Origin of the sequence: uncultured Acetobacterium sp. (assembly GCF_927416815.1) — a bacterium.
GTDB lineage: Bacteria > Bacillota > Clostridia > Eubacteriales > Eubacteriaceae > Acetobacterium.
Genome location: NZ_CAKMJU010000043.1, coordinates 25124 through 43603, shown reverse-complemented (window position 1 = coordinate 43603; position 18480 = coordinate 25124). Strand labels below are relative to the sequence as shown.

Genomic DNA, 18480 nt, shown 5'->3' with positions numbered 1-18480 from the left:
GGGCAAGTTGTGACTTAACAACAGCTACCCGGTTTTTTTAATGTGTTAATTTCAGATTTTAACCAACATCGTATTCCATTTCTTTTCGCGCTCTTTCAATAAATTCCATCGGCGAAACCATTTCTCCTTTTTTACATTCATCACAATGGAAAACACCAATTTTTAAATCTATTTCGACCTCATATGGCGCCGTGATGGTATAAAACTCTTCGGTTTTCATATGATCCCTGATCCGGTTTTCAACAATTTTTGTTCCGACCGTATCAGTGATCAAAAACAGGCCAAAGGTGATGTCGTCTTTTTCAATCAGATAAAGGGTATCCTCCACCCTCAGGCTGCGATGCATCACCTCGGTCATCTGGCGGATAAATAGCGGCAGTCGCTCTTCTCCCAGAATGCGTTTGATTTCTTTATAATGCCGAAACTTGATCATCATCAGTGACAACTCAATTTGCCCCCGTCTTGACATGCCGATGAAAATTTTGGCATCGCTGATCAGGGTTCTAAAATTCCGCAGCCCGGTATCGGGATCGACTGTCGATAAACTGACATTTTCATCTTCTAACTCTTTGACCCGATCCTGCAGCGCTCGGTTTCTTCCAGTCATCAAGCTGACCACGTAGGTGTATAGCGGCAGCAGCACAATCCAGAAATAGGAGGAAGCCGTCAGCGGTTCACCATTCACTAGAACCAGAAAAATGGTATAGGAGATATAGAAAAAAATTACGATGCCATTGGTAACCAGACCCAGGGTTATGTTACTGAAGTAAGTGATCAAGATAACCAGAAAGCTGACATTGAGCATTACTAAATTCTGGACATAATGAGCCGAATCCTGGGCTGTAAAGGTTATCGTAACGAAGGTTAATACCAGAAAGAAAACAATTCCCAGATCGGATAAAACCTGATCTCTGTTTTTCATTTTCGCCAGCCTCCCTTCTTGAGTTCAATGCCATGCTTACGAACAACCATAATCAGCCCCACCGCCAGCAGAATCAGCACCATGATACTGACAACCAGAAAAATCTGCGCGTCCTGACTTACGGCAATTTGCTGAACCACTGCAATGGTAGGATTTTTGGGGGCTTTAAAGCGATAGGTCAGAACATTGCCATTGGTGTCAGTCAGAACTGCATCGCCTGACAGCCTGCCCAGGTTTTTTATTTCTCCGAGGTTATTGCCAATCGCCACTAGTCCCTTCTGGTTGGGTGCCACCACCATCAGGCTGGCTCGACCGGCTTTATTATATAATGAACTAAGCAACTGCGCTGAACCAAGGGTTTTTCCATAAGCTGGATCGATCACCAGCTTTTCATTGGATAATAAGCTATTGCCGTCTTCGCTAAAGGAGAAAAACAGCTTGTCATTATTACTCCTGATAAAGCTGTTATTGTCAGCGGTTCCGACCGCAATAATATTTGAAAATAGTGCTGCCTCATTCATTTCGCCAGGATAAAGCACGCTTAGTTGACCGGTATTCCCTTTGGTAAAGCGTCCCATCACCCGAAACATTTTCGCCAGCAACTTGGCCGTTTCCTGATCAAGCTGATTTGGCACCACCAGGCTGAGCGCATTGTAACTGTAATCTGTCACGAAGGGGGAGGGATAGTTTTCAAAAATCAGATCCTGACTGGCGACGGAGTTGATTTTTAACATCGTGTTGGGAGTAAGGTAAGCCCAGGGCATATCGCCTTGCCGCAAACTACACCAGAGATCTTTTATCTCCAGATCAAAGCTCACCTTTACCTGAAACGAGCCGCCAATATCAATATCAGTGGGAATCGCGATAGTTGCCTCATCCCCTCCGGCCTTATGCTGGGCAAGCTTTCTGCTGCCGACGGGAATGTCATTAATATAAACCGTCATCAATGACCGGTCAAAATCGAGGTTTTCTGAATAACGATAACTTAAATAGAATTCACTGGCATTGGTCAGCCTTCGATTTGACGGATAGTTGATGGCAAATTCTTTGACCTGACGAAAGGCGCCATTGTAATAGGTTCCTTCCGAACCGGCAAAACTGATATAGGTTTCGGCCGCATATACTTGGGTTTTAATATCTTCGGTTTTTCCCAGCTGCTTGACTGTCGACTGCAATTGCTTCATCAAGTCCGGATTCCCCAGCATCCGGCCAGCATTGATCAGGGCGATATCGTTTTTTGCAGTGATGATCAGCGTATTGATTCCTGAGCCTTCATTAACCAGTACCAGCAAAGCATCTTCGTCATTGATCCCGTTTTGGTCGGCCTGACTGCGGTATTTTTCTGGCAGCTGATCATAACTGGCAATGATGATTCTGTTCTTTTGCAAATTTTCGCTCAAATCACCTAAGGTCAGAATCGGAAAATAGTCGTCAGGGTAAATGGTCTGATTGGATATGCCGGAGATTCCTAACAAGGCAGCATTTAGTTCTGCCTGATTATTTGCATCTGGAATGATCAATGCCGATTCCCAATATCTCAGGGCATCCACTTCTAAAAAGCGATTGTAGAAGGATTCAATGCTGGTGGTAAAGGCATTTTTGTTAAACTTTACGGTAATGCTTGATTCTTTTAAAATGTCAAGCCAATTGGCCTCGCTGACATCATCGACACAGGGCTGAGCCTCCTGAGTCCGCATATAGCCATCGATTCTGATGTTATTGTAACCCTGTTGCAAAAACTCTAAGGGCACCGTAATATCTATGCCATGACGATTGCCAGTATTGTCAGCCGGCCGTAATGAATGAAAATAAGTCCCGTTAATGGCCACCGTCAGGCTCGACAATTGTGTATCGGCCAATTGAGTAGCCCGGTATTCCAGCTGCAGCTGCACCGTTTCGACGTCCCAGTCTTTGGCTATCCAGAAGGTTTGCTCGGTTGTTGAGAACAACCCCTTCATCGAATGATCCGAAAAATTGGTCACAAAGGTCTGGGTTTCGCTTCGCGCCTCCGACTGTGCTACGCCGCCATAATTGACAGCACTGACTGGCTGAATCAAGATCCCCAGCAGCGTACCCAACAGCATTATCGTGATCGTTATTTTTTTCATGTTCTCCTCCTTTTTTGTCTTAGCCCTGGAAGCGCTCGGTTTTATACCATTTGCTGTCCTGCTTTTTAATGCGGTCTTTGAAATACGAAAAAACGCCATAAACCGTTACGATAATCCACATCTGACAATAGCTGACATACATTAGGGCGATGATAAAAAAATTTGATACACTCATTTCCCCTTTTTCGGTGGTCAGCGCAATAAAGACGCCCAGAACAAACATCACGAAGGCGGTAAACCAGAGCAAATTGCTAAATCCCTGGATCGATGTTGACACCACCAAGGCCGTTAGCAGCAAAAAATAGGTGGATAAAAAGTAAAAAATATCAAAGCGGATTTTTTTGGCATCCTTATCGACCAGATAACCGATGTTTTTAATTAGTACATAAACATTGCCCTTGACCCAGCGGGTTCGCTGTCTGAACCAGACACTCCAGGTTTGCGGTTCCTGCTCCCAGGTCACGGCTTTGGGTTGAAATTTAATTTTATAACCCATTAAATAAATTCGAAAGCTAATTTCGGTATCTTCAGCTACCGCCTTTTCATCCCATCCGCCAATCGCCTCGATGATCGTTCGTCGCAGAATAAAATTGGTTCCGGGAATGGTGCACAGCTTCATCAGCTGCCACCGGCCGGCCTGAGCCATCCACTGAAACGACAGCGTTTCAATATTGATAAAGCGGGTCAGCAGATTGACTTCCTTATTGCGGGTTCTAAATTTACCGATCACCGCTCCCAGCGAATCATCGGCCTTTAGTTCGGCAGCCAGATAGATAAGTGCCTTATGTTCCGGGGTATTGTCGGCATCGTAAATGGCTATAAACTCGCCTTTAGCCTGTTGATAGCCAATATTCAGAGCATTTGATTTTCCCTTTCCACCAGTAATCTTATCGGTATTAATGACAATCAGATTACGATTGGGGTTACTATCCTGGATTTCCTTTAGCAGTTCGGCGCTGTTGTCTGAGGAGTTATCATTGATCACAATAATTTCGTAGCGGTCGCCGGGATAGTCTAAGGCCAGTAGGGCGGCGACGGTTTTGACAATAACCACTCCTTCATTATGGGCTGGCACCATAATCGAAACAAAGGGATATTCGCCAATAATTTCTGGTGGCTGCTCTTTTTCGACCTTCAGATAATAGACATATCCCGCCACAATCAGGACGATATTTACAAATAGGAGACTCCAGATTAAAAAGATGTTAATCAGCATTAAATAATCAAACACATTCATGTGATGTTTTCCTCCTGATCATGGGGGTTTTTTTCTGGTTCATTCTTTTTCTCATTACTGACCACTTTTCTAAATTTGTTTAGATATACCCGGCGGCTGAATATCACGATCATGCTAAAAACAACAATAATCAACCCTACTACCGACAGCAAGAAAGCATTACCGGCAGTGAAGATTTTTCCCAGACTGTATTCCGGCGGTTTTTGATAAAGATAATCATCTTCAATCGGTTCCTCATCAAAAATCAGCGAAATCGGAAGACCATTGACCCGAATTCCCGAAGCGCTACTTGTGACGGTATTTTGCCCGATTGTCCAATAATTATTCAGCGCCTTATAATCGGTCAATGAAAGCCACTTATTATTGATCATCTCCAGCTGCGCGGCCAGTGTCGCTTGATTTTCCGGTAATGGTATGACAAGCGTGGTATTAATCGGATAGTTGCCAAAATTTCGAGTCGAACTGCTGGTATTTCCAATCGTTTCAAGGCTGATTCCCAGGCTACCTGAATGAAGCACCCAAGTTTCTTTGCTACCCCCCTCGGTGATCCCATCATCCGGTAGAATAATCCCTGAAGAAAAAAGATTTAAGGGATTAAGCCTGCTGACATCATCAAAAAACAAGCTTTTACCAGTCGCCAAACCTAAGGGATAAACGCCATTTTCAACCATTTTGGTGATCACCGCGTACATTTTTTTAGATAAAACTGTGCCGCTGTCAGAGATCGTGTCGGGACTGGGACGGTGGACAATAATGGTGCCATTTCTTGACTGCACATAGCGCAGCACCTGATAAAACCGCGCCATGGCCGGAAAGTCGATATTATCATCGATCGGAACCACTCCCAGCGCAAAGGGAATACCGCTAGCGTAAAAAGCATCGCTGGTTTCGATGACCATATTCAAATCAGAAAAGGGATAAATATTAGGGATTAACAAGGTCATGTCGACCGATTTTTCCAGAACGAACCAGTCTTTAAGGATCCCCCCCAAAGCCAGAACAAACCCCGGGCTGTCAATAAAGGTCGGTACATAGGTCAGTTTTTCGAGGCTTTTTGCAAAAGGATAGGCTGCTGTCCCGACAAGGATAGTCGTTTTCGTTGATCCAGGCAGTTCATCAATTACTCGCAATTCATCAATCCAGATGCTATTGATTACCAACTGATTCATATTTACGGAGACTGTCCGACCCAACTGACGGCTGATCGGAAAGTTATCCAGAGCAGGGATCAACCCCGCCGTTGCAAACCCGATATAAACCATCGCACCAGCATAATTCTGGCAGTCATTAATAAAAGCCAGGTTGCTAACGCGGTTATCTGTGTTTTTTAAGAGGATTACTTTTTGATAGTCTGACATCCGTCCGCTACTGTATTCATCAATCGACGTTATTTCCGCCGTTCGGGACAAGGCGGTCAGCAAGTTTTCCACCGCATTTAGATTATTACGGTAAACCGTGTCAAGTGCCAACTGGTCATAGATCAGCAGTACATCTTTAACGCTTGAGGAACTATTTTGCTGGGTGGCAGCTTCCATACCATAAACCACTGGCATTGGTCTAACCATTAAAAACAGGGCGACAAAAATGATCATGTAGCGTTTCATAACCGGTATCCTCCCTGGGCTTTATTCTTATCTTTATCCTTATTCTGATTAAAAAACGCCTGTTTGCGAGCTTCCCAATCTACCTTTCGTAACTGTTTTTCGATCCAGTGGATAAATTTTCCCAATATAATAAATGAAATCAGATCAAAGGTTAGTGAAAAAATAAACAAGTGTCCCAGGGTATCGGTATCTCCTGAGGTAATAATGGCAACATACAATTCCCAGAACCCGATCAACATCCAGGTCATCAGACCGATAAAGCGGAGCGTGTTGCGTTCGTTTTTTTCAATGATGCCTTTTCTAAAAAACCGGATATAAACGCCAATAATCATCCCCATCCAGACGACCACGAAACCAAAATTTCCGGGCAGGTGATTGGCTTTTAGATAACTCCATCCGGTAAAAAAATAGCTTTTTGTTCCCGGTGGATATCCCTGGCTTATTTCGTAATTGCCTAACCAGGATGGCCGAATATTAAAACTGCTGTCCACCGAGCGATTGAGCATTTCATACAATTGACCGGGATTGGCCAAGTAATAAATCGCCACTCCGGTGGGGTTCACCCGCTTGAAAAAATCACGCTTCATCGCCTCGCTGTTCATCGTTTCCGGGGAAATTGCCTGATAATAAGAAGTTCCGGTTAAAACAGCATACTGCGGATTGATCGAAAATTCTTTTAAGGCTTGCTCTGGATTATCAGCTGTCATCAATACCCCGCGAGTCATACTATGATAGGCACTAAGATTTGTCAGTTGACTGGGCATGATAAAAAATGCCGCTAGCGATGATAAGATCAGCAAGCTTCCACATATTGTGCAAATTCGTTGATAATCTTTTCTTTTGTCCACATATTTAAGATTAATGCCGAGAATCCCTAAAAATATTCCTAGCAAGGCATACTGCTGGTTCAAGAGGCAGAGTAGTAATGCACTCAAAAAATAGCAGCTGATCAGGAGATAGTCATTCAACTTTTCCTGCCCCATCAATATCAGCGAAGTTCCCAGAATAATTACCAGGACATAACTGAGCGCCTGGGTGTAAAAGGAATTAATCCAGGCTGTATAAGCCGTGTCACCAAAGATGAATACCCCTAGACCAACAATAACATAGGACCATTTCGCCCGCTTACCATAGGTGACGGTTTCAAATAGAAAGTACATCGCAAGCAGATAAAACACCGAAATCACGGCGCCATAAAACCGCAGATCAAACAGCCAATCCCAGCTAAAAGCCTGATCGAGCCGCTTAGCCGCATTGATAAAAGGTGTCTGGGAGGTGATCAAACTGGTCTCGCTATCATTGTAATATTCCATAATGCCCCAGTTTTTTGAAAAAAAAGCGATCGCTTCTTTGGCATTGAGGGCGTCGAGAGAATAGAGATTACTGCCTGAAATAATGGCGGTAGTGCTTCCATCATCACCCATGCCGATGACTGGCGGTAAAAACAAGACAACCAACAGCAGCCCAAATAAAACAAGCACCCCCAGGCTTGAGGGTTTTAATAAGTAATTAAAAGTCCATGCCCAAATTTTCGGAATGCTTTGGCTTGTTTCTTTTTCAGCTTGTCGGCTGTTATTATTACTGTTTCTTTTGATCATGCGTTAACCTCTTAAATTCAAAGTCAATTGAGCTCGGGTAGTACTTTTGAATGCTTTAATTTATTTTCTCGATGTCACTTACGCTTTTCAAATGCCTCCGACAAAGCAGCGAAACCGGTCTAACCGCTTGATTTTAAGTTATTTTATAACTTACTACCCGTTTCTCTGGGATATATCCAAATTATTTGATTAACAACTGAGCTTAGACTAACTTGAATAATTGCATTCCAGATTAATTCCAGATACAGGCTTGCCGATATCATAAACGATCAGGTTTTACCCTTACAAAGGCTTTTCTTACTGCTATCGATACCAGGATTAGACAAAACTTCATTGCTTTTAAATTTTCGATTGATTATAATAGAGTTAACGGTATTTATAAATACCCGATTTTTCACTTGATTTTTATAATCTGATTCAAACAAAGGAGAATACCATGAAAATTATTGTCATAGGAGCAGTTGCCGGTGGTACGTCAGCAGCAGCCAAAGCTCGGCGAAATAATGATTCGGCAGAAATTACGATCTATGAAAAAGATCAGGACATTTCTTATTCCGGCTGTGGGTTACCTTATTTTATTGGTGGGAAGGTCAAATCGATTCAGGAATTGACTCCACGAAACCCTGATTTTTTCAAATCCAAATATAATATCGATATTCATATCCGCCATGAGGTCTTAAAAATTGACATTCCCACTAAAACCCTGGTAGTTAAAAATCTCGAAAACGGAAGCGTTTTTAATGACACCTATGATAAATTGATCATCAGCACCGGAGCCCAGGCTTTTATTCCGCCAATTAAGGGAATTGACCTGGATAATGTCTTTTTTCTCAGAAATGTTCAAAATGCCATAAGTATAAAAGCCTTTATGGACAATCATCAGCCTAAAACTGCCGTTGTTGTTGGCACCGGTTTTATTGGCTTTGAAGTGATGGAAAATCTAATTGCATCCGGAATCAAGGTCACCCTGGTTGAACGAGCCGGTAAGCTGACACCTAACCTTGATGAGGATATGTCTTTATATCTGGAAAAACTGCTCAGTAAAAAAGAAATACCGATTCTCAAAAATGCCAATGTGGTAGAAGCCACCAATCAGGGGGTAATCCTTGCAGACGGCACCCTGATTCCCGGTGAAATGATTATCGTGGCCACTGGCGTCAAACCAAATGTCGCCCTTGCCAAGGAGGCTGGTTTACTGCTGGGGGTGACCGGGGCGCTCCGGGTTGATGAGCGGATGATGACCATCGATACCGATATTTATGCCTGCGGCGACTGTATCGAAACCTGGTCAACGGTGACTAAAAAGCCGCACTACCGGCCCTTAGGTTCAACCGCCAATAAAACCGGCCGTATCTGCGGCGATAACATTACTGGCGGCAATGTGATCTACCCTGGTAACCTGAGCACTGGTATTTTTAAGGTCTTTGATATCAGCATTGGCAGTACCGGTTTGTCGGAAGCGGAAGCCCGCAATGCCGGATATGATATCGAAGTTTCTCATGATACCAAAACCAATCAACCAGATTATTATGGTGGCCGGGATATGCTGATCAAAGCCATTGCCGACCGGGCTACCCAAAAACTCCTGGGGGTTCAGATCATCGGCTATGAGGGCGTCGATAAGCGCCTCGATATCTTTGTCACCCTGATTACCTATGGCGCCACGGTGGACGAAATCTTTAATCTCGATTTGGGTTATGCGCCACCCTTTTCAATCACTAAGGATCCGGTTCACTATACTGGTATGATCCTCGATAATGCTCTCAATAAGGGGCGCAAGCTGATGACTGCCGAAGAGTTAAAAAAAAACTAAACCATCAGGAAAGGTATCAGCTAATTGATAGCCGGGTAAATGAGCAGTATGCTGCCGGCCATTTACCGGCAGCGCAAAACATCCCCCACGCTGACCTGCGCGACAAACTTGACCGGCTCGATCCGAGCCTTCCGGTTATTACCTATTGTAATAAGGGAGTCACCGGCAATGCAACCCAGAACATCTTACTTAATCACAACTTTAAAAACGTTTATAACCTTTCTGGGGGCTTTCAGTTTTATGATGCTACCACAGAAGATTAACAGAAAAGAGGCCCTCTATGAATGCTGATGATGTTTCAGTAAAAATTTTCAAGGCGTTGGGACATCCAGTTCGCTTACAAATCGTAAAATTTCTTTTAATTGAACCCCAGTGTGTATGCGTCCTTAATCAGTTATTTGACTACAGCCAGGCCAATCTCTCCCAACATCTAAAAATACTCAGGGAGGCAGGAATTCTGAATAATCAGAAAATCGGAGTCGAAATGCACTATTCTGTAAAATTAAAGGGCATTGAAACACTGCTGGCGGCGATGGATTTAACAGCCGCAGAGTTTTTTTCCACCCTGGAATTCTAACTAAATCTTATTCACGATAGCCCTGGGGATGGTTTAGATGCCATTTCCAGGCTGTTTTTATGATATTATCCAAATCTGAATGCTGTGGAATCCAACCCAATTCCATTTGGGCTTTTTGGGATGAGGCAATTAGTTCGGCCGGGTCTCCGGGTCTTCTATTGACTACTTCGACTGCGAACGCTTTTTCAGTCAGTGCTTTTGTTTTTGCAATCACCGCTTTGACCGAAAAACCTTTTCCATCACCCAAATTATAAACACTGCTTAGACCGCCGGTCAGCAGTTTTTCCATCCCTAAGATATGGGCCGAGGCAATATCCATTACGTGGATATAATCCCTGATACAAGAACCATCTGGAGTCGGATAGTCTTCACCGAAAATACTGATCTGTTCGCGCTGTCCCAGGGCGGTTTTTAAGATCAGTGGCACCAGATGAGTTTCGGGGTTGTGGTCTTCACCGATTTCTCCGCTGGAATGGGCGCCAGCCGCATTAAAATAGCGGAAAACCATCGATTTAAGTCCATAGGCTACATCCATCCATTTGAGCATTTTTTCGACTGCCAACTTTGTCTCTCCATAGGTATTGGTGGGGTTTTTGTTGCTGTCTTCCGTAATCGGACTTTCCTCCGGTTCGCCATAAACCGCTGCCGTCGATGAAAAGACAAAATTCTTGACCTCATGGGCTACCATTGTTTCGAGCAGACAAAGCGTACCATAGACATTATTATGATAGTATTTAAGCGGCTCATTCATCGACTCACCAACCAGTGAATTGGCACAAAAATGCATCACACAATCAATCGGATAGGTCGTAAACAACTGCTCAAGAAAGGCCTTATCGCGAATATCACCGCTCTCAATGAGAGCCGCTTTCGAGACGGCCTCCCGATGTCCGGTTGAGAAGTTATCCAGCACCACCACCTCATAGTCTTTTTCGACTAAGGCTCTGACCACATGAGATCCAATATATCCTGCCCCGCCACATACTAAAATTTTCATCATCGCCCTCTATTTCTTTTATTTTAATTTTCTAATTACGCTACCTTTATTATAAAACTTTTTATTAAAAAAAGAAACCCCGAAGGGTTTCTCTAAAACTAAATATACCGAGTAGCGACAATTGTTACTTGTCTGTAAATGTGGTTTTATTGTTGCTCAGCGCTGCCTGAGCTGCTGCCATTCGGGCGATTGGTACCCGGAATGGTGAACAGGAAACATAATTTAATCCAACACTGTGGAAGAAGTAAATCGATTTAGGATCGCCACCGTGTTCGCCACAAACCCCGACTTTAAGATCAGGCTTTGTTTTCCGGCCAAGGGTTACACCGATTTCAACCAATTTACCAACACCTTCGACGTCAATGCTCTGGAATGGATCATTTGGCAAGATCCCCTTATCCTTATAGTCGGTAATAAACTTACCGGCATCATCCCGCGAGAAGCCATAGGTCATTTGGGTCAAGTCATTGGTACCAAAGGAGAAGAATTCAGCGGTTTCGGCAATCTGATCAGCAATCAGGGTGGCTCTTGGAATCTCAATCATCGTTCCGACCTGATATTCAATGTCTGATTTCCGCTCTGCCTTGACCAGTTCGGCGGTTTTTCGAACAACCTTATCCAGATAGGTCAGCTCTTCATAAATACCAATTAATGGAATCATAATTTCTGGGATAACATTATAACCATCTTTTTCTTTAACTTCAATGGCTGCTTCGATAATCGCACGGGTTTGCATTTCAGCGATTTCAGGATAGGTAATTGCCAAACGGCAACCACGATGACCCAGCATCGGGTTAAACTCTTCCAATCCCTGAATAATTGTCAGCATATCTTCCACAGCAAAGCCCATGTCAGCAGCTAGTGCTTCAATGTCTTTGCTTTCTTTAGGTAAGAATTCATGGAGTGGCGGATCAAGTAGCCGGACGGTAACTGGACGTTCGCCCATCGCTTTATAGATACCGATAAAGTCCTCTTTTTGCATCGGCAGAATTTCAGCCAAGGCTTTTTCTCGCTGTTCCTTAGATTCCGATAAAATCATCCGGCGGACACTGGGCAGCCGTTGTTCATCAAAAAACATATGCTCTGTTCGACAAAGCCCGATCCCTTCCGCACCAAAGCGAACGGCAACTGCCGCATCATTTGGGGTATCGGCGTTAGTCCGTACTTTAAGGGTTCTGAATTCATCTGCCCATGCCATGATCTCACCGAAATGGCCTGATAGTTCTGGGGTTACCGTTTTAATACTGCCCTTATAAACACTGCCAGTACTACCGTTTAAAGAGATAAAGTCGCCTTCTTTAAAGACCTGATTTCCTACTGTAAACTGTTTCGCAGCTTCATCGACTTTGATTGCTTCGCATCCGGCTACACAACATTTGCCCATCCCTCTGGCAACAACTGCCGCATGAGAGGTCATCCCACCACGCGCTGTTAAAATGCCATTTGCGGCGTACATCCCTTCAATATCTTCAGGTGAAGTTTCTTTTCTGACCAGCAGGGTTTCTTCACCATTGGCGACGGCGGCACAAACTGCTTCAGCCGTAAAATAAATTTTCCCGGTAGCGGCTCCTGGGGAGGCTGGCAGCCCCGTTGCCAGAAGCTCTGCTGCTTTTAAGGCTTTTTCTTCAAAGGTTGGATGGAGCAACTGATCAAGTGAGATAGGATCGAGTCTCAGAATTGCTTCTTCCTTGGTAATTAAACCTTCCTGAACCATTTCTACAGCGGCACAGAGGGCTGCAGCGGCGGTTCTTTTGCCGGTTCGTGTCTGGAGGATAAAAAGCTTGCTTTTTTCAATGGTAAACTCAATATCCTGCATATCTTTATAATGCGTTTCTAGAAGATCTGCTGTTTCATGGAATTGTTTATAAACCGCTGGCATAATCTCTTTAAGATCCTCGATGTCTCTGGGGGTACGAATCCCGGCGACAACATCTTCGCCCTGAGCATTGATCAAAAACTCGCCAAAAAGCTTTTTCTGTCCGGTAGCTGGATTTCGCGTAAAGGCTACTCCGGTTCCACAATCATCGCCCATATTTCCATATACCATCGATTGTACATTGACAGCGGTGCCAATATCATGAGGAATATCATTCATATTTCGATAGCTGATAGCACGGTTATTATTCCATGATCTAAATACTGCTTCAATCGCCATCAACAATTGTTCTTTGGGATCAAGCGGAAAGTCTACGCCGGTTTCTTCTTTAACGATTTTTTTGTATGCAAGAACAATTTCTTTTAAATCATCTGTTGTCAGTTGTGTGTCATCTTTATAGCCATTTTTTTCCTTAGTAGAATCTAATATATGTTCAAATTTGGCCTTGCTAATTTCTTGAACAACATCACCAAACATTTGAATAAAACGTCGGTAGCTGTCAAAGGCAAAACGTTCATTATTTGTCGATTTCGCGATTCCTGCAACCGTTTCATCGTTTAATCCCAGGTTTAAAATAGTATCCATCATACCAGGCATAGAGAATTTTGCACCAGAACGAACCGATACCAATAAGGGGTTCTTAACATCGCCAAACGTCTTTTCACATTCTTTTTCAAGGATCTTCAGACTTTCATTAATCTGATCGATAATTTCATTTGAGAGCTTTTTGTCCTGGTTATAATATTCTGTACAAGCCTCGGTTGTAACGGTAAAGCCACCTGGAACCGGTAGCCCGATATTAGTCATCTCTGCTAAACCTGCACCCTTACCCCCTAGCAGTTCCTTCATGGTTGCGTTACCTTCTTTAAACAAATAAACCCATTTTTTTGACATTTCTTCTACCTCCTCGTTATATTTGCAAGTATAATCGCTGCAATTTCTTCAATTGCTTTTGATGTGACGTCAATGACAGTACATCCTAATTTATCGAAAAGCTGTTGTGCTTTTTCCAACTCTAGAATCACTCTTTCATAACTTCCATAGCTTGATGATCCAGTCAGCCCCATCGCCCGAATTCTTTCTGAACGAATATTGACCAGATGGTTCGGATCCAGAATGAGACCAAAAATCTTCTTGTTAGAAATCTCAAATAATTCCTTGGGTGGTTCAAGCTCTGGCATTAAAGGAATATTAGCCACCTTGTAATTATTGTTGGCCAAATAAATGCTGATCGGTGTTTTTGACGTTCGTGATACCCCGATCAAAATGATATCGGCCTGATTCAAGCCAGATGTATTTTTGCCATCATCATACTTTACGGCAAACTCGATGGCTTCAATTTTCTTGATATAATGGGCATCGAGTTCCAAACTGGACGACCGATCCCCGACGGGTTCTTCACCGGTTATGCTTCTCAGTGTCTCCATCAGAGATCCCATCACATCATAAATGGGAACCTCCTTGGCTTTGGATTCTGTTTCCATATGACGCTTTAATTCAATCGAAGAAAAGCGATAGACCACTAAACCGTTTTCTTGTTTTGCCAAATCTAAAAGATAGTCAATGCTAATTTTATCATCCACAAATGGATGAAACCGGACTTCGCGAATGGAGTTTTTAAATACGCTTGTTCCTGCCTTCACCAGCAGTTCCCCAATTTCAGTGGGTGTATCTGAAACGACAAAAATTACAATGCTTTTCAATTTTCAACCTCTTATTTTGCACTTCTCCCCATGTTAACCACATAGCGGGTGATATTTGTTCGTGATACCTTACCGATTAAAACTAAACGCTGAATACCCTTTTCATCAATTTCTTTTTTCACAATGGGAAGGGATTCTACCTCGTAATACATTGTTTTATAGGCTGCATCATAAACAGATTCATTTGGTTCAAGATAGATAATATTAGGCATTCTGGTCATAATCATCGGAATCGGCAGCGATTCTACCTCTTTTCTCCCAATCATGGCCTTAATAAAGTCCTTACGGGAGACAATCCCTGAAAGATACTTACCATCAACGACATATAAGGTTCCGGCATTTTTTGTAAACATCGTAATAATGCCGTCGTAGATCGAGGATGTTTCTTCAACAACAGTCGGCTCGGTTTGAATGTCCATCACATTAATGGTTTTAATATAGCTTCCTAATATATTTAGTAAAGAACGACCAGTGTAATAATAGCCAACCTTTCGCTTTGCTTCTAGAATCCCCATCATTGTTAGAATTTTAAGATCTGGACGAATCGTGGCTCGATTGATATTGAGTAATTCGGCAATTTCATTACTCTTCACGGGTTGTTTTTCTTTGACGATTTCGATTATTTCTTTTTGCCTGCTTGATAACTCCATGTTCAGCCCCTTTGTCTGTTTGATTTATTAAGTATAACACATATCATGCTATTGTAAACAAGTAAAATATATTTTTGAACACTACTGATAATATTTTATCATTTAATTTATATGTAACCTTTTTCATAGTGTTATTGAGTCAGAAAGACCCTCGTAAATTTTATCACCGATCCGGGTGACATTTTTTAATTCCTCCAATTGTTTAAAGCCGCCATTCTTTTCCCGGTAATCGATGATTGCTCCAGCGATGACATCGCCAATCCCAGGCAGGCTTTTTAGTTCTTCCTGGCTAGCTGTGTTAATATTGATTTTCAAATTTTCACTGCCCGCTTTTGATTCTAAAACTTCTCCCATCGCGGGAATATGAATTTTTTCTTCATCTTGCAGTTTTCTGGCCAAATTCAATGAATTGACATCGGCAGTGTCTGTTAACCCTCCCACCAATTCGATTGCTTCAACCAGTCGCGAACCTTGATTGAGTGCAACCACCCCTGGTTTTGTCACAGCACCGGTGATATGCACCATCATTACTGAGCTATTATCACCGCTTTGATCATTGACTGTTTCACTTAAAGCGCTTCCAGTAATTGACATTTCCACCTTTGTGGACGCTTTATATTGATACCAGCCCCAAAAAACGCCCAAAAAAACAAGCACAATGAGAATGTAAAGGATTTTGTTTCGATCTAGCTTATCCATGCTACACTCCCAAAGGCTGTGCGTCCCATCGGCCTTTTCTTAATACCCAATACTCATGATAGCCACATGCTGTTATATATGCTTCAGCTTCGTCATATTCAAAAACGATTCCCGCTGTTGAATGGCTATCGCTACCAATTGTGATCGGAATATTTCTCTTTTTCATTTCCGGCATCATCCAATCTGAGGGATAACGTCCTACCCCTGGAATCCGCAAATTAGTACCAGTGTTAATTTCAATACGGGTGTTTTTTGTGGCAATCTGATCCAGACAGTCCTTAACCGTTTCCTGATACCAGGTGTCTTGTTCATGAAAAAAGCGATTATCGTGATTGTATTTTTTAACTAAGTCAAGATGACCCAAGATATCGGGCTCAAACATGCTAACCATCTTTGCAATTCCCTGATAATAGTCCTTAATAAAGGCCTGATTATCTCCGGCATAATATTTTTTTATTCCCTGCTCAAAATTCTGTTGGGATTCATCAATATAAGAAACATCTGCCCCGGTCGTTATGCCGATGGTATGAACAGCCATAATGGTGTAATCCAGCCGGGGTATTACAGCTTTGGCCAGATCGCTGATATCTTGTCGATCGATAAAAAAGTCGATCTCCAGACCACAGTACAGTTCAATTTGCGATGAGTATTTATCTTTTAGAAGCTTGACATCGTTGAGGTAATTTTCTAAGTTTTCTTCTTTCATTGTCCAATCATTGGGGAATGGCAACGATAAATGGCTTGACAGTCCCATACTAGTGAGACCTGAAGCAATTCCTGCAGTAACCATTTCTTCGAGGGTATTTTTGCCATCACAGTAATCTGAATGAACGTGATAATTTGCCAGTAACATTTTGATCCCTCCAAAAATTTGCATAAAATAATTGTATCACGACACCGAATTTTTAGCAAATAAAAAAAATTGCCGATACGACAATTTTTTATAGGTTAATTATAAAATTTTATTGAGAAAGCTTTTTGTTCTTTCTTCCTTTGGATTTAACAGTACTTCCTCAGGGCTTCCTTCTTCACAGATCACGCCAGCGTCCATGAAGATGACCCGATCTGCCACTTCCCGGGCAAAGCCAATCTCGTGGGTCACTATCAGCATTGTCATCCCTTTTTCAGCCAACTGCCGCATCGTTGCCAATACTTCACCAACCAGTTCGGGATCCAGCGCCGAGGTCGGTTCATCAAACATCATAATTTTGGGATCCATGGCCAAGGCTCGGGCAATCGCCACCCGCTGCTGTTGTCCGCCAGATAGGCGTGATGGGTACTCATCTTTTTTTTCTGACAGGCCAACCATACTAAGCAGATCCAGGGCTCTGGTTTCCGCAATCTTCTTATCAATTTTTTTCACAATCAGCGGCGCAATCGTGACATTATCAATCACTGTCAGATGAGGAAACAGGTTAAAGCTCTGAAAAACCATTCCCAAATCAGCACACAGTGACTGTACGGTTACCGGATCAATCTTCATTAGATCTTTATTGTTGGCTCGTTTATCTGAAAGCACATCTTCGATATAAATTTCTCCATCGGATATCCGTTCCAATTGGTTAAGACAACGTAACAAGGTACTTTTTCCTGAGCCACTAGCACCGATTATACAGACTACTTCGCCTTGTGAAACCTCAAGATTGACACCCTTGAGCACTTCTAAATCTCCAAAAGATTTTCGGATATTGACTAATTTTACCATACTCATATTCATTTCCCTATCTTTCGTAAATCCCAAGTTTCTTTTCCATCTTATCAAATACAACCTGGATAATCGTTGTTAAGAATAAATAAATGGCCGCCGCATAAATATAGTAAATCCATGAGCCAGTTGCGCTTGCCATCGTTTTAGTGGTTCTTAGTAAATCAAATAACGCAATCGTTGATACCAACGAGGTATCCTTTAGTAACATAATCAGCTCGTTACCCATCGGGGCAACCAGTCGCTTGTAGGTTTGGGGAATAATAATTTTTGTCATCGCCTGGCGATAACTCATTCCCAAAGCTTTCGACGCTTCCATTTGTCCGCCATCAATTGACTCAATCGCGGCTCGAATGATCTCGGCCAGATAAGCGGTGGCATTTAAAGAAAACGCCACAAAGGCAGCAATCATCGGATTAACCGTGAATGTTGAACCCGTTGCATCTAGATAGATAATCGGAATGGCATAATAAATAATGAATAATTGCAGTAGCATCGGGGTTCCTCTAAAGAACCAGATATAAAACCAAGATAGCGTATTGGCTACCTTACTTTTCGAGAGTCTCCCAAGAGCAACTACTACGCCAAAAATCGCACCAAAAATGATTGCTACAATCGCAATCTCAAGGGTTACGATGGTTCCATTTACAATTGCCCATAGTTGGATTTCATTTAACACGTTGATCTTCCCTTCGTCTTAAAAATTTAAATACTGACCCATGTCAGACTGTAGACAAAACCTTTTTCAACCATGCAGAAACAAGACATCACTGAAAAAGACATTAACAACTTAATTACTTTGTCTACAACCCTCACGAACATTTGCTCATCATGTGCCTTTGAAACATACTGGTTTGTCTTCCCCTATTATGCAAATCACAAGCTGCGTAGAAGCTAGTATGACGATGTTCCTCGGCAAACATATGAACAGGACTTGTCACAGAAACTGTACCAAGTCCTATTCCAATATTATATTAAATTATTGAAAAAC

General features: G+C 42.6%; 16 protein-coding genes. 3 read left to right on the top strand and 13 right to left on the bottom strand.

Going from position 1 to position 18480, the window contains the following annotated elements; all coding sequences use genetic code 11:
- Positions 1 to 58 precede the first annotated feature (58 nt).
- The 5 genes from QZ998_RS07770 to QZ998_RS07750 are packed head-to-tail and all read right to left on the bottom strand — an operon-like array spanning position 59 to position 7469.
- On the bottom strand, positions 59 to 922 hold the full coding sequence (locus QZ998_RS07770) for a GGDEF domain-containing protein (RefSeq protein ID WP_296559469.1): 864 nt from the start codon (positions 920 to 922) through the stop codon (positions 59 to 61).
- Entirely contained in the window at positions 919 to 3030 is a 2112-nt protein-coding gene (locus QZ998_RS07765) for a cellulose biosynthesis cyclic di-GMP-binding regulatory protein BcsB (protein WP_296559468.1), read from the bottom strand. Before QZ998_RS07765 ends, QZ998_RS07770 begins: the two co-directional genes overlap by 4 nt.
- A 19-nt stretch (positions 3031 to 3049) precedes the next feature.
- Positions 3050 to 4267, bottom strand: coding sequence for a glycosyltransferase (locus QZ998_RS07760; protein ID WP_296559467.1), 1218 nt, complete (start codon positions 4265 to 4267; stop codon positions 3050 to 3052).
- Positions 4264 to 5871: a hypothetical protein gene (locus QZ998_RS07755; protein ID WP_296559466.1), complete on the bottom strand. Its 1608-nt coding sequence runs from the start codon at positions 5869 to 5871 to the stop codon at positions 4264 to 4266. The genes QZ998_RS07760 and QZ998_RS07755 overlap by 4 nt, the downstream gene beginning before the upstream one ends.
- A complete protein-coding gene (locus QZ998_RS07750) occupies positions 5868 to 7469 on the bottom strand; it encodes a hypothetical protein (protein WP_296559465.1) in 1602 nt (533 codons plus the stop codon). Before QZ998_RS07750 ends, QZ998_RS07755 begins: the two co-directional genes overlap by 4 nt.
- A gap of 436 nt (positions 7470 to 7905) precedes the next feature.
- On the opposite strand from QZ998_RS07750, the gene QZ998_RS07745 reads away from it, so the two are divergent.
- Genes QZ998_RS07745 through QZ998_RS07735 form a run of 3 tightly spaced genes read left to right on the top strand, consistent with a single transcriptional unit; the run spans position 7906 to position 9859 of the window.
- A complete protein-coding gene (locus QZ998_RS07745) occupies positions 7906 to 9282 on the top strand; it encodes an FAD-dependent oxidoreductase (RefSeq protein ID WP_296559463.1) in 1377 nt (458 codons plus the stop codon).
- Between the two features lie 23 nt (positions 9283 to 9305).
- On the top strand, positions 9306 to 9545 hold the full coding sequence (locus QZ998_RS07740; protein WP_296559527.1) for a rhodanese-like domain-containing protein: 240 nt from the start codon (positions 9306 to 9308) through the stop codon (positions 9543 to 9545).
- Positions 9546 to 9562: 17 nt separating this feature from the next.
- Positions 9563 to 9859 (top strand): metalloregulator ArsR/SmtB family transcription factor, encoded by a 297-nt coding sequence (locus QZ998_RS07735; protein ID WP_296559461.1) that lies wholly within the window; start codon positions 9563 to 9565, stop codon positions 9857 to 9859.
- 7 nt (positions 9860 to 9866) lie between these two features.
- On the opposite strand, the gene galE is transcribed toward QZ998_RS07735, so the two are convergent.
- From galE to QZ998_RS07695, 8 genes are all read right to left on the bottom strand, one after another.
- Positions 9867 to 10856 carry a UDP-glucose 4-epimerase GalE gene (galE, locus tag QZ998_RS07730; protein WP_296559460.1) on the bottom strand — a complete coding sequence of 330 codons (990 nt, stop codon included), beginning with the start codon at positions 10854 to 10856 and terminating at the stop codon, positions 9867 to 9869.
- 124 nt (positions 10857 to 10980) lie between these two features.
- Positions 10981 to 13626, bottom strand: a complete 2646-nt coding sequence (gene ppdK, locus QZ998_RS07725) for a pyruvate, phosphate dikinase (RefSeq protein WP_296559457.1) — start codon at positions 13624 to 13626, stop codon at positions 10981 to 10983.
- Positions 13627 to 13631: 5 nt separating this feature from the next.
- On the bottom strand, positions 13632 to 14435 hold the full coding sequence (locus QZ998_RS07720; RefSeq protein ID WP_296559455.1) for a pyruvate, water dikinase regulatory protein: 804 nt from the start codon (positions 14433 to 14435) through the stop codon (positions 13632 to 13634).
- Between the two features lie 11 nt (positions 14436 to 14446).
- Entirely contained in the window at positions 14447 to 15085 is a 639-nt protein-coding gene (locus QZ998_RS07715) for a helix-turn-helix transcriptional regulator (protein ID WP_296559453.1), read from the bottom strand.
- Between the two features lie 123 nt (positions 15086 to 15208).
- Positions 15209 to 15784, bottom strand: a complete 576-nt coding sequence (locus tag QZ998_RS07710; RefSeq protein ID WP_296559451.1) for a helix-hairpin-helix domain-containing protein — start codon at positions 15782 to 15784, stop codon at positions 15209 to 15211.
- Position 15785: 1 nt separating this feature from the next.
- On the bottom strand, positions 15786 to 16637 hold the full coding sequence (gene hisJ, locus QZ998_RS07705) for a histidinol-phosphatase HisJ (protein ID WP_296559449.1): 852 nt from the start codon (positions 16635 to 16637) through the stop codon (positions 15786 to 15788).
- A 99-nt stretch (positions 16638 to 16736) separates the two neighbouring features.
- Positions 16737 to 17495 (bottom strand): amino acid ABC transporter ATP-binding protein, encoded by a 759-nt coding sequence (locus QZ998_RS07700; RefSeq protein ID WP_296559447.1) that lies wholly within the window; start codon positions 17493 to 17495, stop codon positions 16737 to 16739.
- Between the two features lie 10 nt (positions 17496 to 17505).
- Positions 17506 to 18168: an amino acid ABC transporter permease gene (locus tag QZ998_RS07695; RefSeq protein WP_296559446.1), complete on the bottom strand. Its 663-nt coding sequence runs from the start codon at positions 18166 to 18168 to the stop codon at positions 17506 to 17508.
- Between the last annotated feature and the right edge of the window lie 312 nt (positions 18169 to 18480).